Source organism: Belliella kenyensis (assembly GCF_022549675.1).
GTDB lineage: Bacteria > Bacteroidota > Bacteroidia > Cytophagales > Cyclobacteriaceae > Belliella > Belliella kenyensis.
This window is the reverse complement of sequence record NZ_JAKZGR010000001.1, coordinates 97350-123888: the sequence shown is the minus strand read 5'-3', so window position 1 is coordinate 123888 and position 26539 is coordinate 97350. Positions and strand designations below refer to the sequence as shown.

Here is a 26539-nt window from a genome sequence, read left to right as displayed (position 1 = left end):
CAAATCATGAATATCAAAAGTAGTAAAAAGGTATTGATCATTACATACTATTGGCCACCTTCGGCAGGATCTGGTGTACAAAGGTGGCTAAAGTTTGCCAAATATCTTCCAGAATTCGGATGGGAACCAGTGATCTTCACCCCAGAAAACCCTGATTTTGATTTGAAAGACGAAGGCTTAGGCAAAGAGATTTCTAAAGAAATGGAAGTCATTAAGTTCCCTATATGGGAGCCTTATGGTATTTTCAGAAGTTTAAAAAAGGAAAAGTTAGCTGACACATCCAAAGTTCTCGAAAAGAAGCATAAGTCATTGATAGATCAAGCAGCTATATGGCTGAGAGCAAATCTTCTTGTTCCGGATCCGAGGATTTTCTGGGTAAGACCATCTGTCAATTTCTTAGCTGATATTATCCAAAATAATCAAATTGATGCAATCATCACTACTGGACCACCACACAGCCTACACCTGATTGGTAGAAATCTCAAACGTAAACTAGACATCCCTTGGCTGGCTGATTTTAGAGATCCATGGTCTCAATGGGAATTTTTAGACACTCTTCCCATGAGCAAGCTAGTGAGAAATTATCATGTAAAACTTGAAGAATCTGTCCTTCAGGAAGCTGATGCTATAACTACTATCAGCCCTACTTTTAAGGCTGATTTGGAGCATTCTGGGAGTAGACTAGTGCACCTGCTGACCAATGGATTTGACCCTGCCGACTTGCCTCCTGATTGGCAAATGGACAATCAAAAGAAAGACAATAGCTTAGAGATTGTCTACACAGGTGTAATAGATGCTATAAGAAACCCTATACCCTTTCTTCAAGCGTATCAAGCAAGCTTTCAAGACAAGCCTATAAATGTGATGCTCAGATTTGTTGGTAAGGTGTCCTCTACGGTGATAGATTACGTAAATCAAAATGAATGGCTAAAAGCTAATGTCTCTTTTGAAGGTTATGTAAGTCATGAAAAAGTATTTGACTATTATCGAGACGCGGATATTTTACTCTTGATCCTGACAGACACCAAAAACGCAAAAGGTAATATTCCAGGAAAACTATTTGAATATATTGCCACAGGAAGAAGAGTGATTGCCTTAGGAGATAAAGGAGGTGATTCTGCAAAGATTCTCAGATCAGCCCAAGCAGGTGAGGTTTTTGCACATCATGATCTTGAGGGGATTACCTCTTATTTGAAAGATTTTGACCAAAATTCAAGATCAAAAAACTCTGCTTCCACATCCCAATACTCAAGAAAAAAACTTACTCAACATTTAGCAAACATATTGGATGACATCAAGGATCCCGTTTCTTGACCTAGGTAGATTTTCTGATGATGTAAAGAAAGATCTTGTGCAAAAATTTAAGCAAATTTTGAACAAAGGGATTTTTTCAGGATCAGATGAAGTGTTTTTGTTGGAGAAACAGCTCGGCGAATATCTCGGTGCACCTTATGTGGTAAGTTGCGCCAATGGAACTGATGCCTTAGAAATTGCTTTAAGGGCCATGGAGATTGGAATTGGAGATGAAGTGATCGTACCCGCCATGTCATGGGTTTCTACAGCCGAAGTAGTGCATTTGGTGGGTGCCAAGCCTGTGTATGTCGATACTGATGGAGATGGTTTATTGGATTTGAAACTATTGGATCGAGCATATACTCCAATGACAAAAGCAATTATTCCCGTACACCTTTATGGAAAAATGGTCGATATGGATCCTCTGATGCTTTGGGCTAGATCACATAACTGTAAAGTAATAGAAGATGCAGCACAAGCTTTTGGAGCATTTCAAGAGCGTATCAGTGCGGGAATGTATGGAGATATTGGTTGCTTCAGTTTCTACCCTAGTAAGAATCTTGGGGCTCTAGGAGAAGCTGGCGCAATGGTTTGTAAAGATGCATCTGTAGCTGAAAAACTGAAAATGTTAATAAACCATGGGCAAATTCACAGAGATCAGCATATCATGATAGGTAGAAACTCAAGAATTGATACGCTTCAAGCCGGATTTTTGAATATCATGTTACCATATTTTGATGATTGGCAAAGTAAGCGAAAACTACTTGCCCAAATTTATAAAAGTCAATTGGGGGATTTGAATTGGCTAAAACTTCCTAATGATCTCAAATCTACTTCCCATAGTATACATTTGTTTGTCATCAAGACGGTATTCAGAGATCAATTGAAAGCGTTTTTGCATGAAAACCATATCGATACAGCCATCCACTATCCATTACCAATTCCATATTTGAAACCTTACAAGGTTACATGTGAATTTCCAAAGAGCCTCAAGATTTCCAAAGAAATATTATCCCTACCCCTCAATCCTTGGTTAAGCGAAGAAGAAGTATTGCGCATTTGCGAGGTGATCAAAAAATTCAAAGTTTGAGATAGCACTATATACAAATGACACCAGTAAGCTAAAAATATAGCTTGCTAGTGTCATTTTAGAGGAAACAATTTTTGTTACTTGTGAATCATTTTTTCCAAATCTTCCCAAGAATAGTAGTGAAATACTCTACCCTCAGACATGGCAACAAATAAGCCTTTTGGAAACTTAGGGCTCAATGCAACATGAGTTACTTCTGAACCATCTGACGATTCAGTAGCTAAGCTAATCGCTTTTATCAAATGATGATCATGCGGTGAATCTTTTTTTCCCTCTCTAGGAAATACATGAAATTTATTAGCTTGTTGATCAGAAACTAAAATATAGCCAGTCGTATCACTTTTTTGATAGATAGAGATACCTTCATGATCTCTAGTGAAGTAATCTCTACCAAATACAGCTAGTTCATCATTTCCTTTTTCTGGATCAGCATAGTATTTCCGTATTCCATGCATCTCATCAGAGTAATATACATATCCCAAAGATTGGTCTACAGCTATAGCTTCTATTTCTTTTTTACCGCTGTAGTTACCAAATTTCCTTACCAAATCTAAAGAAATCTTGCCTTCATCAGCTTTCATTTCATACTGCCAAAGGTACGTACCATCTGTCGGACCAGATTTTCTTCCTACTATCACATATTGTTTCTGCGAGCTTGGCGACTTGTAGGTCGCTATTCCCATCAAGTCCCTATGTTCGGCACTTTCATCTTCCCCTTGAAATACTTCTATTCCGTCTCCCCCATCTATAGATTTCATATCAGGTAAGGAATAAAACCTCAATGCGCGTGTCATTCTTTCCGTTACAACAGCAAAATCTACTATTTGCTCGTTCAATTGAAACTGATACCCAACATCTACATTATTAGGTCTTTTCAAATTTTTAATGGTAAGACTATCTATTATTTTTCCTTCTAGATCGAATACGTATAAACCACCGTTTTTATCCTTATCCGTTCCTAAAATGAGGCTACGGCCAGGATCATATTGATTGATCCAGATAGCAGGATCGTCAGTATCCATATCTGTACTATCAGAAACCAAGACAGGTTGTATCACTTCTGCATCAATTTCTTGATGATGATCAGAGGTATTTGCCTGCTGACAACCAAACGCAGAGCAAATAAAGAGTGGAAATAGAAAGTTAAATTTCATACTTTTTTTGCATTAAAAATTGATTGATTAATATTTGATTATAAGTTAAATCTCAAACCTAAATGACCCCAAAATGAATGATAAGAATCCCTGTAAGGATAAATAGTAGTACCAAAATAATGTCTGTGTGAGGAATTGGTAAGGTTATTTAGGTTCATAAAAGCTGTAAAATTTCTGCTTACTCTCTGGGAAGCTGTAAAGTCTAATTGACCAAATCCTTCAAAGAACCTATCCAGAAAAATTTCTCCTCTTTCTTGAATTGATGGTGCGCTCACACTTCCCCCAACAGAATCTAACCAGGTAGCTCTCCAGTTATATGAGATCTGTGCCGAAAATCCATTTTTATCATATTGAAGGGCAATGTTGTAAACATGTGGAGTTTGGAGAGGCAAAGCAATCCTTCTGGATACTGGTACAATAATTCTTGCTTCGGACTGAGAATAAGTATAATTAGCATATATCCCAAAATCACTAAAAAATCCTGGAAGGAAATCAAACTTTCTTTGTATTGCCAACTCAAGTCCATATACAAAAGCACTTTCTCCATTCAATGGTGTGACTAGTTGGTATCCATTAAATTGCCCCCCATCTTGGATAAAAGTGGTTTCATTGTATATGAAGTTATCTAAACTTTTATAATAGATTCCGGCAGAAACAATACCAAGTGATTTGAAGTAAGATTCATACATCAAGTCAAAGTTGTGAGCTGTCGATGGCATTAGGTCTGGATTCCCTGTACTTATGATCTGGTTGTCCTGATTGATAATTCTAAATGGTACCAAATCAGAGAACATTGGTCTAGCTATCGTGTTGGTATATGCGAACCTTATATTTGTATTATTATTCACAGCATATCTTAAGTTCATCATAGGAAAGAGCTTGAAATATGAGATATTTCCTGATTCGGTTCTTTGTGTCTCTGAATAGTTTCCAGCACCATCGAACAAAACTTCGTTTCCTTGATAATTATTGGTTACATGCTCACCTCTCAAACCAAAATTTGTACTCAGTTTATTGATTGTGAAATCAGTCATGATGTATTTACCGATGATGGTTTCTTGAGCACGGTAATTATTTGGATCAGAAAGTTCGCGTGTTCTATCCGTATCTTCAGTGAATCTGCTGATATTTGATTCAAAAAATTGCTTACCTGCTACCCAATCAATTTGACCATTAATGGGATATCTTCCGTCTATCAATTGTCTCTCATTGGGTTGAAAAAATTGACTCATGTTCAAAGTGCCGTCAAATAAAGTCCAGCGCTGCTCTAGCATCTCACGTTCTTTCACCTTTTGCCATATTTTTGCACCAGTTTTGAAATAACCTCTTCCACTTCCTAGGCTATATGGTATTTTTAAATTGAAATTTGCAAACTTGTCGGTGTCATTGACTTCATCTCTTCTTCTCTCATAATATCTGAAGGCCATCTGATCCATATTTGAGATATCGATATCATTACTAACTTCTACTGTGGCAAATTTCCTGCTACTGATATCATAATTGAAATTTGGCCTTCCACTGTGCCTAAAGGCATAATATTCTCTCAATGGTACACTGAAAGTCCCATGTGAATACCCAACATTATAATCTAAAGTGGCTGAACCGATATCTTGCTGTCCTCCCGCATTTATACTTATGAGGTTGGTGATACGGTTGTATTCTCTTATCACTTTTTCATATCTTCCTCTACTTACTTGACCTGGTGCAGTAAAAGTACCTGCATCCAATCCATATCTTGCGTCATTTCTGATTTCATATTCATCATAATTATTGTAAACGGCTCTCAGATAAACAGAAGACCTGTCTGAAAAATTATAATCAGCTTGCCCACCTATACCTATTCTTTGTCTTCTAGTTTCATAAAATGAAGGTCTCAAACCTGCCAATACATCTTCGGGTCCATTTCCAAAATCCTGCACACCCCAATCATGCCTGATATCCTCAGTGGCTCGATTATCCAGCTGATATGTTGCACTCAATACATAATCAAATTTGCCAATTCTCTTACTTATAGTTGCAGCTCCTAAGTATTGTGGTTGTCCTGACATATTATTATATCCAGAAGCCAAAGTAGCTTTTACCAATATACTATCGCCTACAGGTCTTGTAGTCAACAAATTAATAGATCCTGATGTCGCATCTGCATCCATGTCTGCTGTGACTGACTTTACAACTTCCATGGAAGAGATCATTCCAATAGGAATGATAGCTGTGTTTGTCTCTCTATCAGATTCTCCAGTAGAAGCTACGCGCTGACCATTCAACGTAACTGTATGAAATGATGAGCTTAACCCCCGTATCAAAACACTTTGAGCTTCTCCTCTTTGCGGTTCTGTTACCACACCAGGAACCCTTTTCAAAGCTTCAGTCACATTGAGATCTGGAAATCTTTCAATTTGTTCATATGAAACTATGTTCTTCAAATTAAAAGCTTCCTTCTGTAAGTTTAGAGCACGTGACTGACCTTTTCTAAATCCAATAATGGTAACTTCATTCATTTCACCCAATGATGGCTTTAGTCTAACTGACAAATTTTGGCTTCTCTCTGGATCTATATTAACATTAAGTGATGATGTCTCATAGCCCATATATGATATCACTATGACTTGTTCGCCATTTGGAATGTTTTGTAATCTATAACTTCCATTGATATCAGTTACTGTACCTATTACACCTGTTTCAGTTTCTACCCTTATGGTCACTCCTACTAGGGGTTCACCATTAGATACATCGAAAATTCTCCCATTTATTTCACCCGTCAATATTTCATTGTTCATTTTTGAGGGTGGGTTTAGAATAATGATATTGTTATTGATCTGTTTGAAACCGTAGCCTGTTTGAGCTGAGGCCACCTCCAAAAGACCTCCGACACTTTCAATATCATCAGGAAGTAAAATTTCCTTTTTTAAATCAATTTTTGATTTACTATATGAAATTCTGAGGGCTGTTTTATCTTCAATTTTACCAATCAATTTTTCCAAATTGGTTTTATTTGGCGTAGCTATGTGCATAGGAATTTTGTACACATTTTGTGCAGGGCTTTCCTTAGCAATGGATAAAAATACCACAGAGCAAAAGACTAATAAACCTAAAAGTCCATTTCTAGTCATTTTCCAGATTAGTTTGTTTTTTTTCATAAATTTGTTTGTTGAACGTTGGTGGATCATTTCTATCGACATTTACTTATGGAGGAGACAATGGCCGTTGTCTCCTTTTTTTAGCATCCTATACCGATAAGTTGATATTGTTTATTTTCAGATTTAGTTATTTTCATATTCATTGATTCTGAGATGTTTAAAAGAATGACTTGTAAGTTTGCATTTTTGAATGATCCTGTGAATAGACATTTTTTTGCTCTGTGATTCATCAAAATAATTTCCACTCCATACCATTTATTTATTTTTTGTATAACTTCAGAAAGTGGTTCATCATTGAATATCAACTCTCCATCTATCCAGCTGAAATCTTCTTGTTTACCTCTTTCCAAATGCGGTATCCCGTTGGATGAATCTATCAATACTGCTTGATCTTGAATCAATTCAATTTCATGATCTTCATGTTTGACATTTACTATTCCAGTTTTTACAGAGACTTTACTGATATGATCATCTTGTTCTACCAAAAATGAAGTCCCTATTACTTTCACATATAATTCATCTGCTTCTACAATAAATGGCTTGTTTACATCCTTAGCAACATCAAAAAATGCTCGTCCTTTCAAGTGTATTTTCCTCTCATTTTCATCAAAAAATTCTAAATACTTGATTTCGGCATCTGGATATAGGTATACTTTTGTGCCGTCTGATAGGGTTACAGTAGTTTTTCCTCCTCTTTTTGCGGATTTTATAATATAGCTTTCATCAGATATTTGGATCTCTGGTATATTATAAATGAAAATTGAAACTACGATAAATAAAAGTAAGGAGGCTGCAATTTTAATAATTGGAACATAAATCAATTTTTTAGCTTTTATAGCGTTGGTTTTTTCTGGGAGAGGAATTATTTGTTTATTACTTTGTATGTGATCTAAGACTCTTTTTTTCAATCTTGCTTTTTTTAGATTTTCATTTTCTGATTCCTTAATGGAATTCCATGCATCTGAAAAATGATTCTGAAGCTCAAGCTCATGGTCAAGATCACTTGCCAACTTATCCAACTCAATTTGTTCTTGCGTTGATAATCCCTTAATTAATTTTTTCAGAATAAGTTGGTGATATCTTTCTTCCATTTTGTGTTGCCTTTGTTTCTAAGACAACGAAATCAATGATCCTCCCGAAAAAATAGATTAACAAATGGTTATGAAAAGAGTAGATTTTTAATCTTTAGATAAAATAAGGAACTGTTTGATGTCTTTAAGTGCTAATGCAATTTGGTTAGCCACAGTTTTTGGGCTTAAGTCTAACATTTCACCTATTTCATCCAAACTTAAATTCTCAAATTTGGCAAGCTTTAAAATCACCTTCCGCTTTTCTGGAAGGTGGTTAATGAATTCCATAAGGTCATTTCTAAGCTCTTCAAATATAATCAAGTCGTCAGATTGTGCCTCTGATACAACTTCAAAATTTGATGCATCATTGAAATTCCTCAAGTTATGCTGAAGTGATTTTGCTTTTAAAAGGTTGATACAAGAATTTTTGACACTGATGCAAGCATAGGGTTTAAATGTACTTTCAATTGTCAACGCAGCATTTTTTTCCCAGATTTTAATAAAAAAATCTGCCACAATTTCCTCTGCATCTTCTTCATGTTTCAAATAATAAATCGCAATTTTCATGAGCAATGATGTATATCTATCCATCAAATGCTCTAGAGCACAATCATCTTTATTTTTGATTAAAAAAATCAATTCTTTATCGGAAAAGTTACTGTAATCTTTCATGCTCCAATATTATTTCAAGAATATTACTTTACGATTAGAGCGGTATTATCTTTTTATTATATTCTTTTATAAGAAATTTAAAATTTCAAGTATACAGCCCATTCCTTCGGGTTAGCATAACTTTAATCTATTCCCTTCTTTTTTAATCAATTGACGCTCCAAGCCTAAATCTATCACCTGACGAAGAATGGTATCAATCTGATTTCCTACCTTACTGAAGCCAAATGTTTTAGCCGAATACCTAATCAATTCATCTTGGTCGAGACTTAAGTTTTGCGCTATTGCTTCTACCATTGCCACAAGAATCTCCTCGGGTGCCACATCCTCTAAAGATCGCTTTTCTTCATGATAATCTCTAAAATGATCCATTTCAAAATTACTCCCTGCTTTCCAATAGAATGTCTGATGATGTTCTCGCTTTTCAAATCCTAACTCTTCAATGATTTCTTCCAAAAATGGCAGTAGCCTACCTCCTATTCTGTTAATATTCCAAAGATTTAAGATTTTCCTAAATAAATATGCTCTACTTATGGGACTCTCCACTTCTACTATTTCGCTCATTTGACTTTTCACTATGATGCGATTGGATGGTTCATATATTGACTCGCTATTTGCCCAAGAAATTGGTTTTGCTTGATACGAAAGATATGGTCGCTTTCTATCAATTTTTTCTGAAAAAACAGGTTTTACATTGGCTTGACTCAGTCCAGCTTTCTCAGCTTCTTCTTTAGGAACCTTAGCCTCTTGAACTCCAGTCAAATCCTCCTTAGGCGTATTTGATCGCAATGATTCTACCTTCATGAGGATTTGATCCACTATTTTGTTGGAGTTTTCATACCAATCCATCGCCCAAACCCTATGGATGTTCCAACCCAAAGCTTGAAGCACTGATGGCATAACAAGCTCTCTGTCATTCGAGGTTTTTGCATTGAAGTAATAATGACCATCTAAAATAACTCCAAGTATAAATTCATCAGGTCGATCAGGGTGAACTATGCCTAAGTCTACTTTGAAGTTTGAGCTTCCTATATCACATTTTACAGCCAATCCTCTTGATAATAGTTTTTTACTAACAGCTTTTGAAAGCTGATTTTTACCTTTTATTGACTCCAATTGATCTGCCGCAATGGTCAGTTGTCCTTTCTCAGCAAAGTTCAGGAAGGCTTTCAAGCCTGCCACTCCTTCCGAAGCTGTACGGTTCAGATCAATCTGCTCTGCTTTTAACGTGGCAAAGACGATCATTTCGTTCCTAGCTCGTGTTACGGCCACATTAAGTCTTCTCCATCCCCCATTTCTATTGAGTGGGCCGAAGTTCATACTCATTTTTCCAGATTCATCTGGTGCATATCCTATAGAAAATAAGATAATATCTCTTTCATCCCCTTGGACATTCTCTAGATTTTTGACAAACAAGGGTTCTGAGTTTTCATTCACCAAGGCTTCCAGTTCATGATCTTTTATATACAAGTCTTGTAATTTATCTTCAACAAGAGTTTGTTGCGTTTGACTAAACGTAACTACCCCCAAACTCTTTGATCTTGTTTTCTCATTTTTATAATGCTCGGATATATATTTCACAATGGCATTGGCTTCGGCTGAATTGGTTCTGGATTTCCCTTTGTCATAATGTCCTTGCACATGTTGATAGGTTACTTTTCTACTTAAATCATCTGCCGAAGGGAAAGTCAATAGCTTGTTTTCATAAAAATTAGCATTACTAAAAGCAATCAAGCTCTCATGCTTACTTCTATAATGTCTCAGCAAGTACTTACTAGGCACAGAAAGAGATAAGCAATCATCCAAAATACTTTCAAGATCTTCCACATCCATGTTGTCCTCATCCAACTTTATGGTATTGAAAAATGAAGTCGGAGGCATTTGCTTCGGATCTCCTACGACAATTGCCTGCTTAGCACGTGATAAGGCACTCACTGCTTCACAGGTAGGTAACTGAGAAGCCTCATCAAATATGACCAAATCAAAGTGTTTTTGATCCACATCAAAGTATTGAGCCACGGATATTGGACTCATCAACATGCATGGAGCCACACGAGGTAAAAGTGTAGGGATCTGATCAAAAAGTCTTCTGATACTAATACCTCGACCTCTACTTCTTATGGCACGTTGTAAAATACCGATCTCTGAACTATGCATAGCTTCGAAATTTGTATTGGGAAGGGCTGAGGTAAGTTTGAACCTTAATTCTTGAATAGTCAATTCCCTAAACTGCCCCGCTACCCTCTTGTAATGGGCTACTTTTTGATCAAATAGTTCCGCATTGAACAAGCTCAACTCTTCGTGCTTGGCTATGATCTGCTCAGCAACAGATCGATGAACTGTGTATTGAAAATATGCATCGGTATCTGATTGTTGAAATGCCTTATTGTAATAACCATCAATCAACCATTGAAGATGAAGTTCATTTCCTTTTTCAAGCAAATTCTTAAAACTCATCCATGATTTTAGATTTGGAAGTTCATATTGGAGTTGGTTCAAAAATTCCCTCGTATGATCAATCCAATCACTTTCTGAATCTATATGACTTCCTGATAGGTTTTCAAACCTATCCAATGTACTGTTGAATATCTTCGCATCTTTGAGATAACTTTTAATCACCTTTTCCTTTGCGACAAAAATATCCCCTGTAGAATCTTCACTTTGTAGCGGCAATTGATTTATCCATTGATGAGTAAATGTACCACCCCAATGATTCAGAAAAGAAAATAGTCGCTGATATGGGGCTATTTTTCTTTTAATTTCACTTATATCAGTATTGTTTTCTTTATACAACCTGCCCAAAGCATCAGTCACATTTTTGAAGTTATTTTGACTAAGTAGCGCAGAGGTTTCTTTTAAAAACCTAAAATCTCGGAATAGCTCATCGATCTGTTGCTCTCCATTTATGCCTTTGGTAGCGTGTAGTGCTAGTTCCTTTTTTATCTTACTTTTTTGTATCCATTTGCTCAAAAACCATTTCTGATTTGCTTGCTTCCATTCTAGCTCCTTAATATTCACATTTAATTCAAAAATCGTGCTCTCAAAATCCTTAAGGACATGATTTCGCTTTTCTATAAAGGTCTCCAAAAGCTTAATCCATTCTTCAAAAATTTCTTGATTATCTCTTTTCGCTAAGAACTTGAACAATGGCACTGGAATATCTTCCAGAAGGAGGATTTGAGACAAAACTTCGGTAAATCTATCTAGATCAGCTTTGTTATTGATATCGACGGATAAGTTTAAGGATACTTTTGCATTATTTATGTTTTGCTCTAATTTTTCAAGTGTAGGAATCAATTCTTCAACTTTTTGAATTAATTCCTCATGAAGACTCTGAGCGTATTGCTTGATTCTCAAAGACTCCAAAGGATTTTCAGAAGGGTGCTTGACAATACCAATAAGGGTCTGAAACTGAGGTAACCAATCCAACCATTCTCTCCACAAATTTGGATTCAGCTTGTCCAAAATGGCTTGAGGAAGGAGTTTTCGACCAAATTGATAATGCTCATAATCCTCCAGGACCACCATGCTGTCATATAAGCTCCATCCAGTGACTTGCGTTTTGTGTAGCAACTCCACGTAATGTCTTATAGATTCTTTTGCTGCATCAAGTCTTTGAGCTTCCACCTCAAAATCTACATTGCTTGTCTGCCTGATGGCGTCGATTGACTGACTCAACTGCTCCAGCACGTCAGATTTCTTGGATTTATTAGAATGAAGCTCTAGTGAAAATGTCCCCAGGCCTATACTTTCCAACCTTTTGTGCACTACATCCAAAGCAGCTTTTTTGGCAGCTACAAACAATACCCTCTTTCCTTTGAAAAGGGCATTTGCAATAATGTTGGTAATAGTCTGTGACTTACCTGTACCTGGAGGTCCATGCAAGATAAAACTATTGCCCTGATCAGCTGCCCATACTGCTTCCATCTGAGAAGCATCCGTAGGTATAGGTAGCGCTAGTTCTGCGGATGCTATTCTATCAAGTGAATCTTCTATATTTATCGAATCATTTTCTTCGAAGGTGAGTCTTCCTTCGATTAGACTTTTCACCATCGAACTCTTCATCAGATCCTCTGTATAGTCAACAATATCTTTCCAAAGGATTAGTTTGTTGAAGGAAAAATTCCCCAGTACAAGTTGCTCTTCTACATCCCATCCTTTCATTTGCATCACAGCTCTTCGAAGAATACCCATTACCTTGGCTACATCTACACCTTTGTCATCATAGGGAAGCTGTTCCAAAGCGCTTAGATTTAGCTCATACTCTTGTCTGAGAAACTCCACCAAAGTGATGTTGATCATGGTCTCTTCTTCTCTGCTTTTGAGAGTAAATTTGCTGTTTACAGATCTACGACCTATCTCTACTGGTACCAAAAGTATAGGAGCATATCGGGTTTGCTCTGGAGTCTTCTTATCAAACCACTTCAATAATCCTACGGCCAAATAAAGGGTACTTGACCCATTTTCTTCTATGGCTTGTTTTGCATTTTTATGAATATAAGTCAATATATTATCCAAATCTTGCTGGTGATAATAAGTAAGCAAGCGGTTGGATTTGAGCTCTTCGCTAGCTAGCTGAAATAGTGAAGAAGATTGATGAAGTGGAGCCGAAAAAAGATTATATTTCTTCTGAACATCAGCCTGCATGCTTGGCATGATATAAAATGACTTTCCTTCTGATAGCGTATCTTCAAAGTGACTGATATCAATATCTACAATCTGAAGCATATTTCTCGTCATCCTCAAATTCAGCAAGCTATTTCTTAGGGATAAGTCTAGTAGGTTTCTTTCCCATACTTTTTGCTTTGTTCTAGAGTGAGGCTTAGAAAGTAATTCGTCCTGATATATCGTTCCGATTTCGAATCTATCCTCCATTTCACCTGCTATTGGGCTGGAAGCTACACTGGTATCCAAGATCATTGTATCGCCTTCATGCAAAAGTGGAAGTGGACGGATAAATGCCGTCCTTGCACGCTTTATATCTACCGAAAGCAAGAATTTCTCATTTTGAATCAGTTGGGACTCTCCCAATGCCAGTGCATCACTGAATTTTACATCATTACCTTTGCAGACGCTGGTAGCTTCCAATGCGACGATTTCTCGAATACCTTTAGAAAGTCTTTTTGTGATGGCTGCTTTATCGTCATTAATAATCTCTGGAAATTTGTCATCATGAAGCCAGCAGCCTACATACGCATGGCCTTCAAGAATGATTAAAATGGGGTTCAGGTCTACCGCTTCAAGACAGGCTCCAAATAGGAGACTTATATCGATGCAGTTTGCAAATTGCTCTTTTTGAATCGTATGAAGTAGCCTAAGGCGTTGACCTCTTTGCTCGTATCCTGGCGCAAGCGAACTGTAAATGATATTTTCCTCTTGAATGGCAGTATAAATGGCAGAAAGGACTTGTAGTACCCTTTCAGGATCTGATTTTTGGTATCCTTCAAAGGCCGTTGGAAGCCCTTTTTTCTCCAATACCTCAATGGCTTTTCTTTTGATATGATAGACGTAAGGATGATTTGGAGTGATATAAGAGGCTATCAATTCCGGCAATACTTCAAATCCCCCGAAATGTTCTAAAGGCTGAAAATCAACCTCCAATTTTTCTTGACTATTTAAACCTTTTTGATCATAGACCTCTACAAAAACAGTGACTTGCTCACTTTCAGATAATTGATGTAGATGATTTTTGTTAATCTTAATCTTATCTGTCGGTATCAAAATGTTGCTTTGAGCAGGAAGGTAAGGTAAACTATATTCAAATGGCTCTAGTCCCGCAGAGTCTGTGTAGATCTTGATTGTAACTGCTTCAGTAGGTGAATCGCCACTATTTTGGATATAAAGGCTCCTTATAAAACTTCTTCCGTTTTGGTAGGTAGAAATGTTAAAAAAAGGCAATGCCTCTGCTTGAATTTTTAAAGTATTTGGTAAGATCATAGTTTTATGAAAAATCAAAAGTCAATTGGTAAGATAAAATTATAGGAATATTTGAAAATATACCAATATTTAATTCTCATACTGAAGTTTTACACAAGGAAAGGGCTGCTGATTGTAGCAATGACATTTGACATGTTTGCAAAACTTGTCATTCCATTTCCCAAAATTAATATTTTGAGAAATGGCAATTATTATACTGCTTTTACGCAACCAAAACCTAATGAGCTTTGAGCACCAAATCCAGCGTAATACCCAAACTCTTGCAATATGGGCGAAGCTTTGAGTTTGAAATCAAATTTAAAACCAGTGAGATGAATTAAATCTAAGTCATACATATTGAATACACGCTCTTGCTCTATTGCCTGAGATGTTGGCACAAAATCCATCTCTGGACAGCAATTTTTCAAATCCTTTAATCCTTTAAGTTCAGGAAACTGAATGGTAAACCTTTTCAGCAAATTAGTTTTAAAAACTTCTGAGTAAGCAGCATCACCTGGAGAAATAATATCCATTCCTATGTTCTCCACTTGTTTTGTAAGAAACAAGGGGGTAATAGCACTATAATTCATTTCTGCTTTGAATTTAGGGGGTCTTATAGTATTGACACTTGTGACATGATATTCTACCACCTCATTGCCAAAAGAAAAGCTAATTCTTTGGTCTTGAAACAAATCAATCAAATAATCTCTGATACTGATCCCGTCCCATATCCTTACCTCAAGCGTAGCGCTCTCCCCTTGATGATGCATAAAAAATTGATCTTTGCACGCATAAAGCTGATCAAAAGTAAGTTCGGAAAATGTAAATGGAAATTTTTTTTGATTTACTTTTTGATGTTCAGAATGATTTGAAATCAATTCTACAGCGGCTTGTTCAAAAATACAGTCCAAACAATTGGATAGCTGGTATTGATAATTGACAGCTAGTCGATTATGGCTACTTATTCTCTTAAGGTTAATGAGTAACTGCATACAATTCCGATTGAGTATGCAAGTTACCAGTTAGGTAAATGCAAAAAAATACCCCGATTAGGGTATTTTTTAGTGATAACATTCAAAAATAGAAGAAATTGAAAGCACTGAGATCTGCTGAGAGGGATGAAAAGAGACGAGTGGTAAATAAATTAGTATCTTCCTATGGAAATCGAATAAGACAAAAGATACAAGATACAAGATGCAAGAATCAAGACAAATTCCAATTTAATAACAATGAGATATCGTGCTTTCGCACCGACCAACGGGAGGAATATGAACTCCGCTGAAAACAAATCAAACTAGTGAATAAATTAGTATCTTCCTAAGGAAATCGAATAAGACAAAAGATTGAAGATACAAGATACAAGATACAAGAATCAAGACAATCCCAATTTAATAACAATTAGATATCGCGCTTTCGCACCGACCAACGGGAGGTATATGAACTCCGCTGAAAACAAATCAAACTAGTGAATAAATTAGTATCTTCCTATGGAAATCGAATAAGACAAAAGATTGAAGATACAAGATACAAGATACAAGAATCAAGACAATCCCAATTTAATAACAATTAGATATCGTGCTTTCGCACCGACCAACGGGAGGTATATGAACTCCACTGAAAACAAATCAAACAAGTGAATAAATTAGTATCTTCCTATGGAAATCGAATAAGACAAAAGATACAAGAAGCAAGACATCTAATTTAATAACAATGAGATATCGTGCTTTCGCACCGACCAACGGGAGGTATATGAACTCCGCTGAAAACAAATCAAACTAGTGAATAAATTAGTATCTTCCTATGGAAATCACAGCAGTCGCAGCCTTAGTAGACGGAAGTCCAGTGTTGTGAATTGCTTTCAAATTAGTATCTTCCTATGGAAATCACAGCATTTTTTGATTCATTATAAAAGCATATACGGTTGTGAATTGCTTTCAAATTAGTATCTTCCTATGGAAATCACAGCGACGATCACATCTTTGCCCTCAATTCTCTTGTTGTGAATTGCTTTCAAATTAGTATCTTCCTATGGAAATCACAGCTGACAGCGCAGACTTATAATTCAACGAACTGTTGTGAATTGCTTTCAAATTAGTATCTTCCTATGGAAATCACAGCTGGCCTTCTATAGATGACACGCTGAAAATGTTGTGAATTGCTTTCAAATTAGTATCTTCCTATGGAAATCACAGCTTAAGGGTAGGTTTATTGGTTGATGCCTTGGTTGTGAATTGCTTTCAAATTAGTATCTTCCTATGGAAATCACAGCATAGTTAAACAAAATGGAATAAGTTCGCTAGTTGTGAATTGCTTTCAAATTAGTATCTTCCTATGGAAATCACAGCTGTAAGATGCTTCAAGGGTATTGCGGATAGGTTGTGAATTGCTTTCAAATTAGTATCTTCCTATGGAAATCACAGCCCTCCACTACTCCATATTCCAGTCTATGAAGTTGTGAATTGCTTTCAAATTAGTATCTTCCTATGGAAATCACAGCCTGTAGGTGTGATATGTGAAGTATTGCCCAGTTGTGAATTGCTTTCAAATTAGTATCTTCCTATGGAAATCACAGCCATCTATTCTTTCTTTTAGCAGCTCTGGGGGTTGTGAATTGCTTTCAAATTAGTATCTTCCTATGGAAATCACAGCTTTTTTCTCCTGAGTGAAAGAGTTTGGTTAGTTGTGAATTGCTTTCAAATTAGTATCTTCCTATGGAAATCACAGCATATCAGATACAGGACTGAAACAGATATCCGTTGTGAATTGCTTTCAAATTAGTATCTTCCTATGGAAATCACAGCCCTATGGCCGCCCTGGTGATCTCCTCTATGTTGTGAATTGCTTTCAAATTAGTATCTTCCTATGGAAATCACAGCTTCCAGAGCTTGATATTAAATTTGTGGCTAGTTGTGAATTGCTTTCAAATTAGTATCTTCCTATGGAAATCACAGCACAAAGAAGAAAAAGCACGTAATCAAGCTGGTTGTGAATTGCTTTCAAATTAGTATCTTCCTATGGAAATCACAGCATGACAAAGGTCTTGATCTTCCTGAAGGTTGTTGTGAATTGCTTTCAAATTAGTATCTTCCTATGGAAATCACAGCATAAAGACAGGAAAGTAACTTGGTCAGAGCGTTGTGAATTGCTTTCAAATTAGTATCTTCCTATGGAAATCACAGCGTGAATCCTTCACGGTACTTCATCCATCTTGTTGTGAATTGCTTTCAAATTAGTATCTTCCTATGGAAATCACAGCATAGAAAGGCATTTGTAAAGGCTGACTTGAGTTGTGAATTGCTTTCAAATTAGTATCTTCCTATGGAAATCACAGCTGAGGATGAAGGCTTTATAGACTATTATAGTTGTGAATTGCTTTCAAATTAGTATCTTCCTATGGAAATCACAGCCTAACAAACTTTTTAGAACTTATTCGGAGCGTTGTGAATTGCTTTCAAATTAGTATCTTCCTATGGAAATCACAGCTAATTACGTACTTTGATTTATCAATAACACGTTGTGAATTGCTTTCAAATTAGTATCTTCCTATGGAAATCACAGCTCGCATCTGGAAGCGTGAAAGTATATCCCTGTTGTGAATTGCTTTCAAATTAGTATCTTCCTATGGAAATCACAGCTATGAATAGAATAAAAAAAATCATGGAATCGTTGTGAATTGCTTTCAAATTAGTATCTTCCTATGGAAATCACAGCACGTTAATAACTATGAATTATCTTACTTAGTTGTGAATTGCTTTCAAATTAGTATCTTCCTATGGAAATCACAGCTGTACCAGCGGATAGTTTATTTTGATGTTAGTTGTGAATTGCTTTCAAATTAGTATCTTCCTATGGAAATCACAGCTCAAGCGATTGAAGATTTTGAGTACAAGGTGTTGTGAATTGCTTTCAAATTAGTATCTTCCTATGGAAATCACAGCGTTAAGCATAAAAATAAACAAACCTGGCCGTTGTGAATTGCTTTCAAATTAGTATCTTCCTATGGAAATCACAGCAGGATCAAAGATTCCTTGATCTCAGGTACTGTTGTGAATTGCTTTCAAATTAGTATCTTCCTATGGAAATCACAGCAAGAAAAAGCACAAGAACTGGTAGATAAGTGTTGTGAATTGCTTTCAAATTAGTATCTTCCTATGGAAATCACAGCGGCAAGAATATATTGTTTATTGGGCTAAGGGTTGTGAATTGCTTTCAAATTAGTATCTTCCTATGGAAATCACAGCTAGAATATTTCGAAGAGGAACTAAGAAAAGGTTGTGAATTGCTTTCAAATTAGTATCTTCCTATGGAAATCACAGCTAGAAGTATTTAGATGGTCTTTTAACTATAGTTGTGAATTGCTTTCAAATTAGTATCTTCCTATGGAAATCACAGCAGTGGGGGCTTTTAACCACTGCACTAACTGTTGTGAATTGCTTTCAAATTAGTATCTTCCTATGGAAATCACAGCAAGGTGATTGAAGGATTCAATTACCTGGTTGTTGTGAATTGCTTTCAAATTAGTATCTTCCTATGGAAATCACAGCATACCCCACGATAAGTGGTTGGTATGCTGTTTTTTACGTGTATAATTAGAAAAATAAAAACAGATGGTTTTTGGGGTTGAAAAAGAAAGACCTGTCAGGTTTTTAAAACCTGACAGGTCTGCCCTAAATACTAAAACAATTCCAACTGTTGAGACGGTGGTTCTGTATCTTGTTGTTTGGTACCATAAAATATCTCCATCATCCCAAATTGTTTGTCTGTAATTGACATGATCCCAACTTTTCCTTTAGGGGGAAGATTTTTTTTGGTTCGCTTGATATGCACCTCGGCATTTTCCCTACTGGCACAAAATCGCATATAAATGGAAAACTGAAACATCGCAAAACCATCATCCAGCAATTTCTTTCGGAAAGAAGTAGCAACTTTTCTATCCTTGCGGGTTTCGGTGGGCAGGTCAAAGAAAACTAAAACCCACAAACTTCTGTACTGATTAAGCCTTGAATAATATTTCTCATCCATATTCTGGGTAAATGATTTTCCTGCTAATTCCCGCAAAACACTCAAATAAGGAAGTTGTGGTTCTTGAGGCTGCTACCATCAAAGGACTTTTTTGCCCGTCTATATTTACATCCAAAGCAGGAATACTCAATAACTCCTTTTTGAGTTCAGTGGTCAACTCTGAATATTCATCCTGAGTCTCTACGATATGGGATACCACCAAATCTACATAAGGCCTGTATGGTTCCATAATATCATCTGCCAGGCAGTATGCATTGTATTTGTTTCGATGCCAAATCCCCACTCCAGGAAGCATCCCGGAAGAAACCAAGGCCCTCGCAATCACCGCTCTTAAAATGGCATAGCCATAATTCAATAAATTATTCGGGGGAATTCCCATTTGTCCTCTATTGAAATCAGGGATTTCAAACAATTCCTGCCAATAAATAGCAGCTGCCTGAGCTTCGTGATTACCGGAATCTCCAGAATTTACATTTTTGTACAGGTACTCCATCCGTTTGGACTCCTTCCCTTTTTCTTGCAAAAGCGCATATTGATTTTTGATTTTTGCGGTTACGGTCTGTTGCCAAAGGTTCTTTTTCAATGGTTGAGAAGCCTCTAATTGATAGCGAACCCGCTCTGTTTGTTCTGAATGCCCCTGCATCGGTAGCAGCAGGCCTTCAGGCAGGTGTTGGGCATTGCAAGAGACAATGGCTACTTTTCTATCGGTGAGTTTGGCTAATAAGCCATTCGTGATAGTAATCTGCTGATTTTCCAGTACGATCATTCCCAAGTCTTCTATGGGAACTGCCCTATCCGCCTTATCCTCTTCAGGAAAACTGATATGCAGCTGCTCGTTTTTGGTGCTGAGGTAGGCAGGGTTGCCGAAGAAGAGGGTGCGTTTGATCATGGTCTTGCTGATATTGTTACTAGCCCTTCAAGGGTTCAAAACCCTTGAAGGGCTTATGGCTTTGAGCTGCTTATTCCATTCCAGATACATTGGGAGGGGATTTATGGCAATAAATGAAATTTTCAAGGTTATCAAAGTAACCAAGTACCTCCTCTCTTTGCAATCTGGTTTCTGATCTTGATACAATTGCATTATAGGAGGAATATTTCCATCCTTCTAGGCTTTTAGTCAAACCTGCTTCAATCGGATTATAATGTATGTAATGGATCAGTTTTCTCAAGTATTTTTCATCCTGTATCAATTTTCTTTTGAATGGATGCATGAATAGGCTGCCCTTTCTACCTATCTGTTTATTAAAAGCTTGCGTGTAACTATTGAATAAATGTGAAAATTGAAGTGAAAGAAAAGAGGATATGATTTTCTGCCGATCAAACCCTTCAAGGGTTCTGAACCCTTGAAGGGTTTTGGCACTTGCCCCTCCCTTTTTCAATATCTCATCTATGATATCTTTTTCCCCTTTTATCCTCACCAGAAAATGAAAGTGATTAGGCATCAAACAATAGCATAAGGTGTTGGAAACTCGAGAAATATAACCATTATACTTACTTAAAAAGTATCCATAATTATCCTCAGACAAAAACATTTGCTCACTTCCATTTGCCCTATTGTAGATATGATAGGTTCCTTCTGGATACAATATGGCTTGTTTGTCTTGCATACTATCTAATTATTATCGATTTCATTTAAATGATCGCCGCTATCATGCTTGGTTCCAGCCCTTCAAGGGTTTTGAACCCTTGAAGGGCTCTATTCACCCTCACCTCCAGAGCGTCCGAAAACCTCACGCAAAGCTTGGTTTGCCCAGTCTATATCAAAGCCATATATATTCTCGTAAGTTTTACCTTTAGGGATACCGCACCATTCGAGCAGCTCTTTATCTTCAGGACTTTTTCTTTTCTTTTCCATTACCTCCAATATCTCATAAAATCCAGGAATGCCACCGCAATCGTCAAAAGGTGCTGCATTTTCACCCTTAATGCATCGGGGTATCATCACTTCTTCTTGGGGCTTGTTCAAAACTTTGATGGTATGAAACCAGTCATCACCAAAATCGTAGATGTAGGCGACTTTCTTTTTTTGTCCATTAAAAAAATCGGACAAATAGGTCTTTTCGGAATCAAATCTCTCAAACCTTTTACCGAAAATAGCATCAAAATCATCTTCATCTCCAAGGGATAAGGCGGTAATATCACTGGAATAAGGTTGCCCCAGATTAAACTGGTATAAATGGGCATTTTCCCAATTCATCACGCACTGTATTACGATATGCAAGTCATGAAAAGTGAACTGCTCTGGTACGATTACCGTCCTATAGATTTTGGGGTCGGTGAAGTCCAGTTCTATTTTTAGTTTGTGAGCCATTGTTTTATCCTTTTGTAACGTTTCCAATCTTTAACCCCTCAAGGGTTTGGAGGTGGATATATTACTTAATATAGTTTATGCTTTTGAAATGTTCCCGAGTCTATCTACTTTGAGTTTGATGCAGACTTCTTTAATTCTTTCAGAAATATCCATAGTAGTTTCTAATTTATTTAAACTTCCAAGCTCACCGATTTTACTTTTTGCATCATAACTTTTTATCAATGATGCAATGTCAATACGTACAAAATGGCATTCACTTCCTGTACTACTAACCATTTTGTAAATCCTGTCTACCTGCTCTTTCGTCAGATTACCAAAATCAATATTGATATTGTTTTGTAATTCGTCAAGTGTTGGCACGTAAACCAAGTCGTTTGGTGAGAGATGAAATAAAAACTGGTCTCCTTTTCCGTTGGTTTCAGGCGCAGAACTCAAGCCTTGCTTTTGACGTTCTATCACTTCATTTAGCGAAATGGTTTCATAACCACGTTTTTGTTTCTTTTCGTCCCAATAAACAGCAAAAAACAGATTTGTACCTTTGGCGGCTTCTACATATTTGGCTTTTTTGTTGCCTGTTTGTCCTACTTGGAATTTACTTCCTAGTTCGAATGTACGTACTTTAAAAATAGAGTAATGTGCTTTACCGTCATTGAGTTTCCTGATATTTTTATTCATTTCTTCGACCCCTTCAGGAGAAAAAGCCAATTCAGGGTGTTCAACCAACTCTTTCTTCTTGATTAACTCTTTTCTTTTTAAAATTCTGTCGGAAATATCCTTTCCTTCGATTTCGATTTTAGGCTCATCATATGTTTCTAAATGATTTATCAGAATTTTTTGAATCCCAGTATCTGTAATATTTTCTATGCTGTTTGAATTAAACGAAGTATCTAAACTTTTACGTGTAGCTGTTATTATTTTCCCCTTTGGAACTTTTATTCTCGGCAAGTTAACCAAACCCGATACAGTTTCTTTATGCATTGGTTTCCTAATCGCCCAATTCAAGCCTTTTTGCTCCACTAGTACTTTTTTACCGTTTTCTATTTTCTCATATTTGTTGGTGGCTTTGTTTATGACACGAAGGTTTTGCTTGAAACTCACTACAATTCTCTCCAATTCGTTTTTGGCATCAACCGTAAAGTTTTCCCAAGGCTTTTTGAAAACCCACTTATAATTTCCTTTTTCATCAGGCTTGGTTTTGAAGCACAGACTGTTTTTTAACTTATTCCTTTGTTCTAATTGTTTTTTCTTCCTCTCTTCATTTATTAAGTCTTCTGCTTTTGCTGATGTGTTATTCAGATAGTTTACGTGGCTTCTCGTAGCACAAGCAATTACCAATGCATCTAATGCGTGGTGGCGGTGGTCAATGCGTTTCTTTTGGAAACCTTTTGAAAGTTCTAACGGAATGGCAGGAATGGCGTGACCTTCCTTGTTTGTTGCGGTAAAATCGGTTGTGTTTGTAAGAATATTCATTCGCTCAAATCGTGGCAAAATAAGTACATTCCACACATTGTTTAAGCCCCAATCTTGTTTTAAGGTTGATGTTATTTTTCCGTTGCCCGGAATGAGGTTTTTTGAATTTATTCCGTCATCGTCTTTATCGGCACGTACAATATTTGATAAAACTTGCGAAACAAACTTGCTGATATAGCGGGTGTCGTTCATTTGACGGGCAATCATCTTGTCTGGAATTTCTTCCAACAACAATTTGGTGCGTTTAGCTTTGTTTTTGGCGTAATGTTCGTCAATGAAACTTTTATACTGTTCTTCGGTAAAAATAGGAACTTCTCGGTTGCCTTCAATCGTTACTTTTTGCCCAAAATGATTTTTAATAAACTCCAACCCAAGTTGATTGTCTTTTAGTTTGTTTACTTCCGTCTCGCAAATTACTTTATTGCTCAAACTGTCATCAAAATAGCGGCTCTGTGGAATGATATGTTCTATTTCATAAGCCGGAGTAAACAACTTGCTCAACGGGATCATTTGTCCAGTATAGGGCGATTGGTATTTCTGTTCTAACCACAGTTTATAGCGAGTAATTTCTGCTTTTGTGGGATTTGCTTTTCTTGATACTTCGTACACATTTTTCGCTTCTTCTCTGCCTGCATTTTTAAAATTTTCGTTTTTGAGTTCTATTTCTGAATATTTGCTCAATGCACCATCTTCATAGATTTTCAAAATTTCTTGGTGGGAAGGTGAGTATGCTCTTACAGGATTATTACCTTTACTGTAAAGATCAGGTGTTTCTCCTTTGTCATTTTTATAATTCTCTTGATTTTTAAAATAATCATCGTTTTCAAACTCTAATAGCATTGATTTAATACGAAGATTAGTACTTTCATTATCAGAAACAATACTTGTTAAGCGTTTGCGTTCATCCGCCGTATTTTTCATTTCCCTACCGAGTTCCACGTGAATTTCAGAAAAGAAATTTTCCGTTCCCTTACCATAATGTTTCCAAATGTCCTTTACCACACGAAGCGTTTCTGTAATCACTTGCTCTACTATCGGGTTGCCAAGTGAATGTTGCTTAAATTCTTCAAGGTATTTTTCTAAACTTTCAACAGAAGACCATTTTCCAATATCAGAAGCTTCCGAATGACGGTCATATACTACATATTGTGCTAACCAAAGTTGTAAACCTTGAAAATGATTTTGTTCCGTTAAATTGACAGCCTTTTCACGAACTCGATTTTGTATTTCTTCATCAAATTCGCCCGTGAGTAGTTTGTCAATTCGGGCTTGTGTTTTGGAGTCAATAGCTTCCCATTTCCAATATTTGCCAACTCGCATTAAGGACAATATTTTTTTGAGGGCTTTTTCAGAATATTGACCATAATCGCTTTTAAAGGGTTTGAAATTTTTAAAATTTTCTACAAATGAAATCGTGTTTAAATGGTGTTTAACGGCAAATTTTTCAATTGCCTTTTCAAACTCTTTCGGGTCTGAAACCGAGTAGATGATGTGCCAAAGTTGTTGTTCAATTTCTCTTGTTAAGAAGTTGGCAGAAACGTTTTCTACCTTTTCTATTCGTCTACGGATTTCATAACCCGTTTCGTTCATCGGATATCTTTTGGATTTGTCTTCTTCCTTATCCTTTGAATCGTCAAACACATAGTTCCAGCGGTACTTGGCAATTTCTTTTGTTAGCTCTGTTTTAAACGCTTTAGACTTAGCACTAGGGAATTTTTCTCTTACAATAGGCTCAATAAAATGGGTTAAAATATCAAGGTGATTAACCTCTTTTTTACTCATTAGAAACTCAAACAATTTCTCCAAATCTTCCACCGATTCGATAAATTGTTCTGTCACATCGGCATCGTCTTTTTTGGTGTAAATTTTTAAGTTGTACAGCCATTGCCAAACTCTAAATTCCTGGTAGTACGGGTTGGATTTCGGAATGGCTTTCAGGTAATCTTTTACTTCAACGTCTTTTCCGTTTATATCTTTTTCATATGAATCTTTTATCGGATTTCCTTTGTCGTCCTTTTTGTTGATTTTATGCAACCTGAACTCCAACGAACAATTCCCGATACTTGACTTTCGGCTTTTGAGCGGACGTTGATAAAAAATGATATCGTTTAAAAACAGATGAACAAAACTATTTTTAGCACTAAGTTGCTGTTGGTGCACATCATTGCTTTTGTACAATTCACGAACACAAGCATTGTACAAATCTTCCGTAAACAATTCGGGTTGTAAGGCGATTTGCTTTTCTAAAATCTGTTTCAATTCATCTTTGTAAAATTTACGTTCTATGGTTCGCACTAATTTTCCTCTGATTTTTTGCTTAGGATTTTTTAGCAAAGTGTTGTAAATATATTCACCAACTGTTGTCCCACTATTGCTGATGGTTACTTCGGTTCGTGTTTTTATTTTACCATAAATTTTGTCTTGGTCTTTTTTTGCCATGAGGTCAATTTCCTCAAATGTTGGCAAAATGGAAATCCGCCTTTTTTCTCTCCCAGTTGTGTCTGTCTTTTTATCTTTTATAATTTTAATTTTGCCGTTGTCGTCATATTCTTCCACCACCAAAAATTCTTTTTCTGCGTTTAACCAATTAGGTTCGGTAGTAAAAGTTGCAGAATATTCCCACCCATTACTCAAAGTCAATTTGTACCAAGTCCGTTTGTCGTTTTTCTTATCTACTTCACCCTTCTCAATTTTTGTAATGGTTAAAGCAATTACAAATTCTTTTACATTCTCGTTTATATCTTCCTCCTCGCCCCGCAATTGATAATACCCCCGTTTTTGGTTAAAATTCAAAATCAGCCAGGCCAACTCTTTTTTCTCTATCTTTTGGGTAAGAGCTTTTTTTCGCAAATAGTAAATGGTCAAATCGTAGGGAATTTTCAAATCTCGCCCATAAGCCTTAAAATCTTCCACCATTTCGATGAAAGACTTTTGAAACAAAAACTCAAATTTATCTTTGCCATTTTCCTTTTTGCCGCTAGGTCTCCAAGCCAATTTGGTTTCGATTTCGTCTTTAAACTTCCCGAAACGCTTTTCAAAATCAATGTCATTGGCATAATGTTCAGGCAAAAAACCTAAAATATTCAGCACTCTATGCAGCCGTTCTCTACGTAGATGACTTCGTTCGTAGCGTTTTCTTGCGCTTCTATAACCCGTTCGTTCAGCAGTTTTGGAGATAACACCTCCTTCGGCAAATTTTCCCATTTCACCTGCATCCATCGGAATAATCCGACTCCCCATACCAAGTATTTTACCTTTCTTCTCATCGAAGTTTTGCTCCACCAAAGCCCACCCTATACTATTTGTCCCCAAATCCAATCCTAAAATCCTTTTCATAATATTTTTATTTTTGAGTTTATCTATTATCTTTGAAATACTAATTTGAAGCAATTCACAATAAGGATTAT

At 36.5% G+C, this 26539-nt stretch carries 13 protein-coding genes and 1 CRISPR repeat array; of the genes, 2 read left to right on the top strand and 11 right to left on the bottom strand.

Annotated elements, in window-relative coordinates:
• Positions 1-6 precede the first annotated feature (6 nt).
• Positions 7-1314, top strand: coding sequence for a glycosyltransferase family 4 protein (locus MM214_RS00455; RefSeq protein ID WP_241290784.1), 1308 nt, complete (start codon positions 7-9; stop codon positions 1312-1314).
• Positions 1289-2383, top strand: a complete 1095-nt coding sequence (locus tag MM214_RS00450) for a DegT/DnrJ/EryC1/StrS family aminotransferase (RefSeq protein WP_241290782.1) — start codon at positions 1289-1291, stop codon at positions 2381-2383. Before MM214_RS00455 ends, MM214_RS00450 begins: the two co-directional genes overlap by 26 nt.
• A gap of 77 nt (positions 2384-2460) precedes the next feature.
• On the opposite strand, the gene MM214_RS00445 is transcribed toward MM214_RS00450, so the two are convergent.
• The 11 genes from MM214_RS00445 to cas9 all read right to left on the bottom strand — a co-directional run bounded on the left by MM214_RS00445 (position 2461) and on the right by cas9 (position 26468).
• A complete protein-coding gene (locus MM214_RS00445) occupies positions 2461-3537 on the bottom strand; it encodes a phytase (protein WP_241290780.1) in 1077 nt (358 codons plus the stop codon).
• Positions 3538-3575: 38 nt separating this feature from the next.
• The gene (locus MM214_RS00440) at positions 3576-6674 is read right to left on the bottom strand and encodes a TonB-dependent receptor (RefSeq protein ID WP_241290778.1); all 3099 of its coding nucleotides are present in this window, start codon (positions 6672-6674) and stop codon (positions 3576-3578) included.
• Between the two features lie 80 nt (positions 6675-6754).
• Positions 6755-7765, bottom strand: a complete 1011-nt coding sequence (locus MM214_RS00435; RefSeq protein ID WP_241290776.1) for a FecR family protein — start codon at positions 7763-7765, stop codon at positions 6755-6757.
• A gap of 87 nt (positions 7766-7852) precedes the next feature.
• Positions 7853-8416 carry an RNA polymerase sigma factor gene (locus tag MM214_RS00430; RefSeq protein WP_241290773.1) on the bottom strand — a complete coding sequence of 188 codons (564 nt, stop codon included), beginning with the start codon at positions 8414-8416 and terminating at the stop codon, positions 7853-7855.
• 111 nt (positions 8417-8527) lie between these two features.
• Positions 8528-14350, bottom strand: coding sequence for a DUF3320 domain-containing protein (locus MM214_RS00425; protein ID WP_241290771.1), 5823 nt, complete (start codon positions 14348-14350; stop codon positions 8528-8530).
• A gap of 191 nt (positions 14351-14541) precedes the next feature.
• Complete coding sequence (locus tag MM214_RS00420; protein ID WP_241290769.1) at positions 14542-15321, bottom strand: CRISPR-associated endoribonuclease Cas6; 780 nt, start codon at positions 15319-15321, stop codon at positions 14542-14544.
• 852 nt (positions 15322-16173) lie between these two features.
• Positions 16174-18873: a CRISPR direct-repeat array (repeat unit 46 nt; unit sequence GTTGTGAATTGCTTTCAAATTAGTATCTTCCTATGGAAATCACAGC).
• 130 nt (positions 18874-19003) lie between these two features.
• A complete protein-coding gene (gene cas2 / locus MM214_RS00415) occupies positions 19004-19351 on the bottom strand; it encodes a CRISPR-associated endonuclease Cas2 (protein WP_241290767.1) in 348 nt (115 codons plus the stop codon).
• The gene (cas1, locus tag MM214_RS00410; protein WP_241290765.1) at positions 19344-20240 is read right to left on the bottom strand and encodes a type II CRISPR-associated endonuclease Cas1; all 897 of its coding nucleotides are present in this window, start codon (positions 20238-20240) and stop codon (positions 19344-19346) included. The genes cas2 and cas1 overlap by 8 nt, the downstream gene beginning before the upstream one ends.
• Positions 20241-20310: 70 nt before the next feature.
• Positions 20311-20958: a hypothetical protein gene (locus MM214_RS00405; protein ID WP_241290763.1), complete on the bottom strand. Its 648-nt coding sequence runs from the start codon at positions 20956-20958 to the stop codon at positions 20311-20313.
• Between the two features lie 89 nt (positions 20959-21047).
• Positions 21048-21662 (bottom strand): plasmid pRiA4b ORF-3 family protein, encoded by a 615-nt coding sequence (locus tag MM214_RS00400; protein WP_241290761.1) that lies wholly within the window; start codon positions 21660-21662, stop codon positions 21048-21050.
• A gap of 75 nt (positions 21663-21737) precedes the next feature.
• Positions 21738-26468: a type II CRISPR RNA-guided endonuclease Cas9 gene (cas9, locus tag MM214_RS00395; protein WP_241290759.1), complete on the bottom strand. Its 4731-nt coding sequence runs from the start codon at positions 26466-26468 to the stop codon at positions 21738-21740.
• Positions 26469-26539 lie beyond the last annotated feature (71 nt).

Coding starts and splice junctions, on each gene's coding strand:
- MM214_RS00445 (WP_241290780.1), bottom strand. CDS start 3,537: ATGAAATTTAACTTTCTATTTCCACTCTTTATTTGCTCTGCGTTTGGT.
- MM214_RS00440 (WP_241290778.1), bottom strand. CDS start 6,674: ATGAAAAAAAACAAACTAATCTGGAAAATGACTAGAAATGGACTTTTA.
- MM214_RS00405 (WP_241290763.1), bottom strand. CDS start 20,958: ATGCAAGACAAACAAGCCATATTGTATCCAGAAGGAACCTATCATATC.
- MM214_RS00400 (WP_241290761.1), bottom strand. CDS start 21,662: ATGGCTCACAAACTAAAAATAGAACTGGACTTCACCGACCCCAAAATC.
- cas2 (WP_241290767.1), bottom strand. CDS start 19,351: ATGGATGAGAAATATTATTCAAGGCTTAATCAGTACAGAAGTTTGTGG.
- MM214_RS00455 (WP_241290784.1), top strand. CDS start 7: ATGAATATCAAAAGTAGTAAAAAGGTATTGATCATTACATACTATTGG.
- cas1 (WP_241290765.1), bottom strand. CDS start 20,240: ATGATCAAACGCACCCTCTTCTTCGGCAACCCTGCCTACCTCAGCACC.
- MM214_RS00435 (WP_241290776.1), bottom strand. CDS start 7,765: ATGGAAGAAAGATATCACCAACTTATTCTGAAAAAATTAATTAAGGGA.
- MM214_RS00450 (WP_241290782.1), top strand. CDS start 1,289: ATGACATCAAGGATCCCGTTTCTTGACCTAGGTAGATTTTCTGATGAT.
- MM214_RS00420 (WP_241290769.1), bottom strand. CDS start 15,321: ATGCAGTTACTCATTAACCTTAAGAGAATAAGTAGCCATAATCGACTA.
- MM214_RS00425 (WP_241290771.1), bottom strand. CDS start 14,350: ATGATCTTACCAAATACTTTAAAAATTCAAGCAGAGGCATTGCCTTTT.
- MM214_RS00430 (WP_241290773.1), bottom strand. CDS start 8,416: ATGAAAGATTACAGTAACTTTTCCGATAAAGAATTGATTTTTTTAATC.
- cas9 (WP_241290759.1), bottom strand. CDS start 26,468: ATGAAAAGGATTTTAGGATTGGATTTGGGGACAAATAGTATAGGGTGG.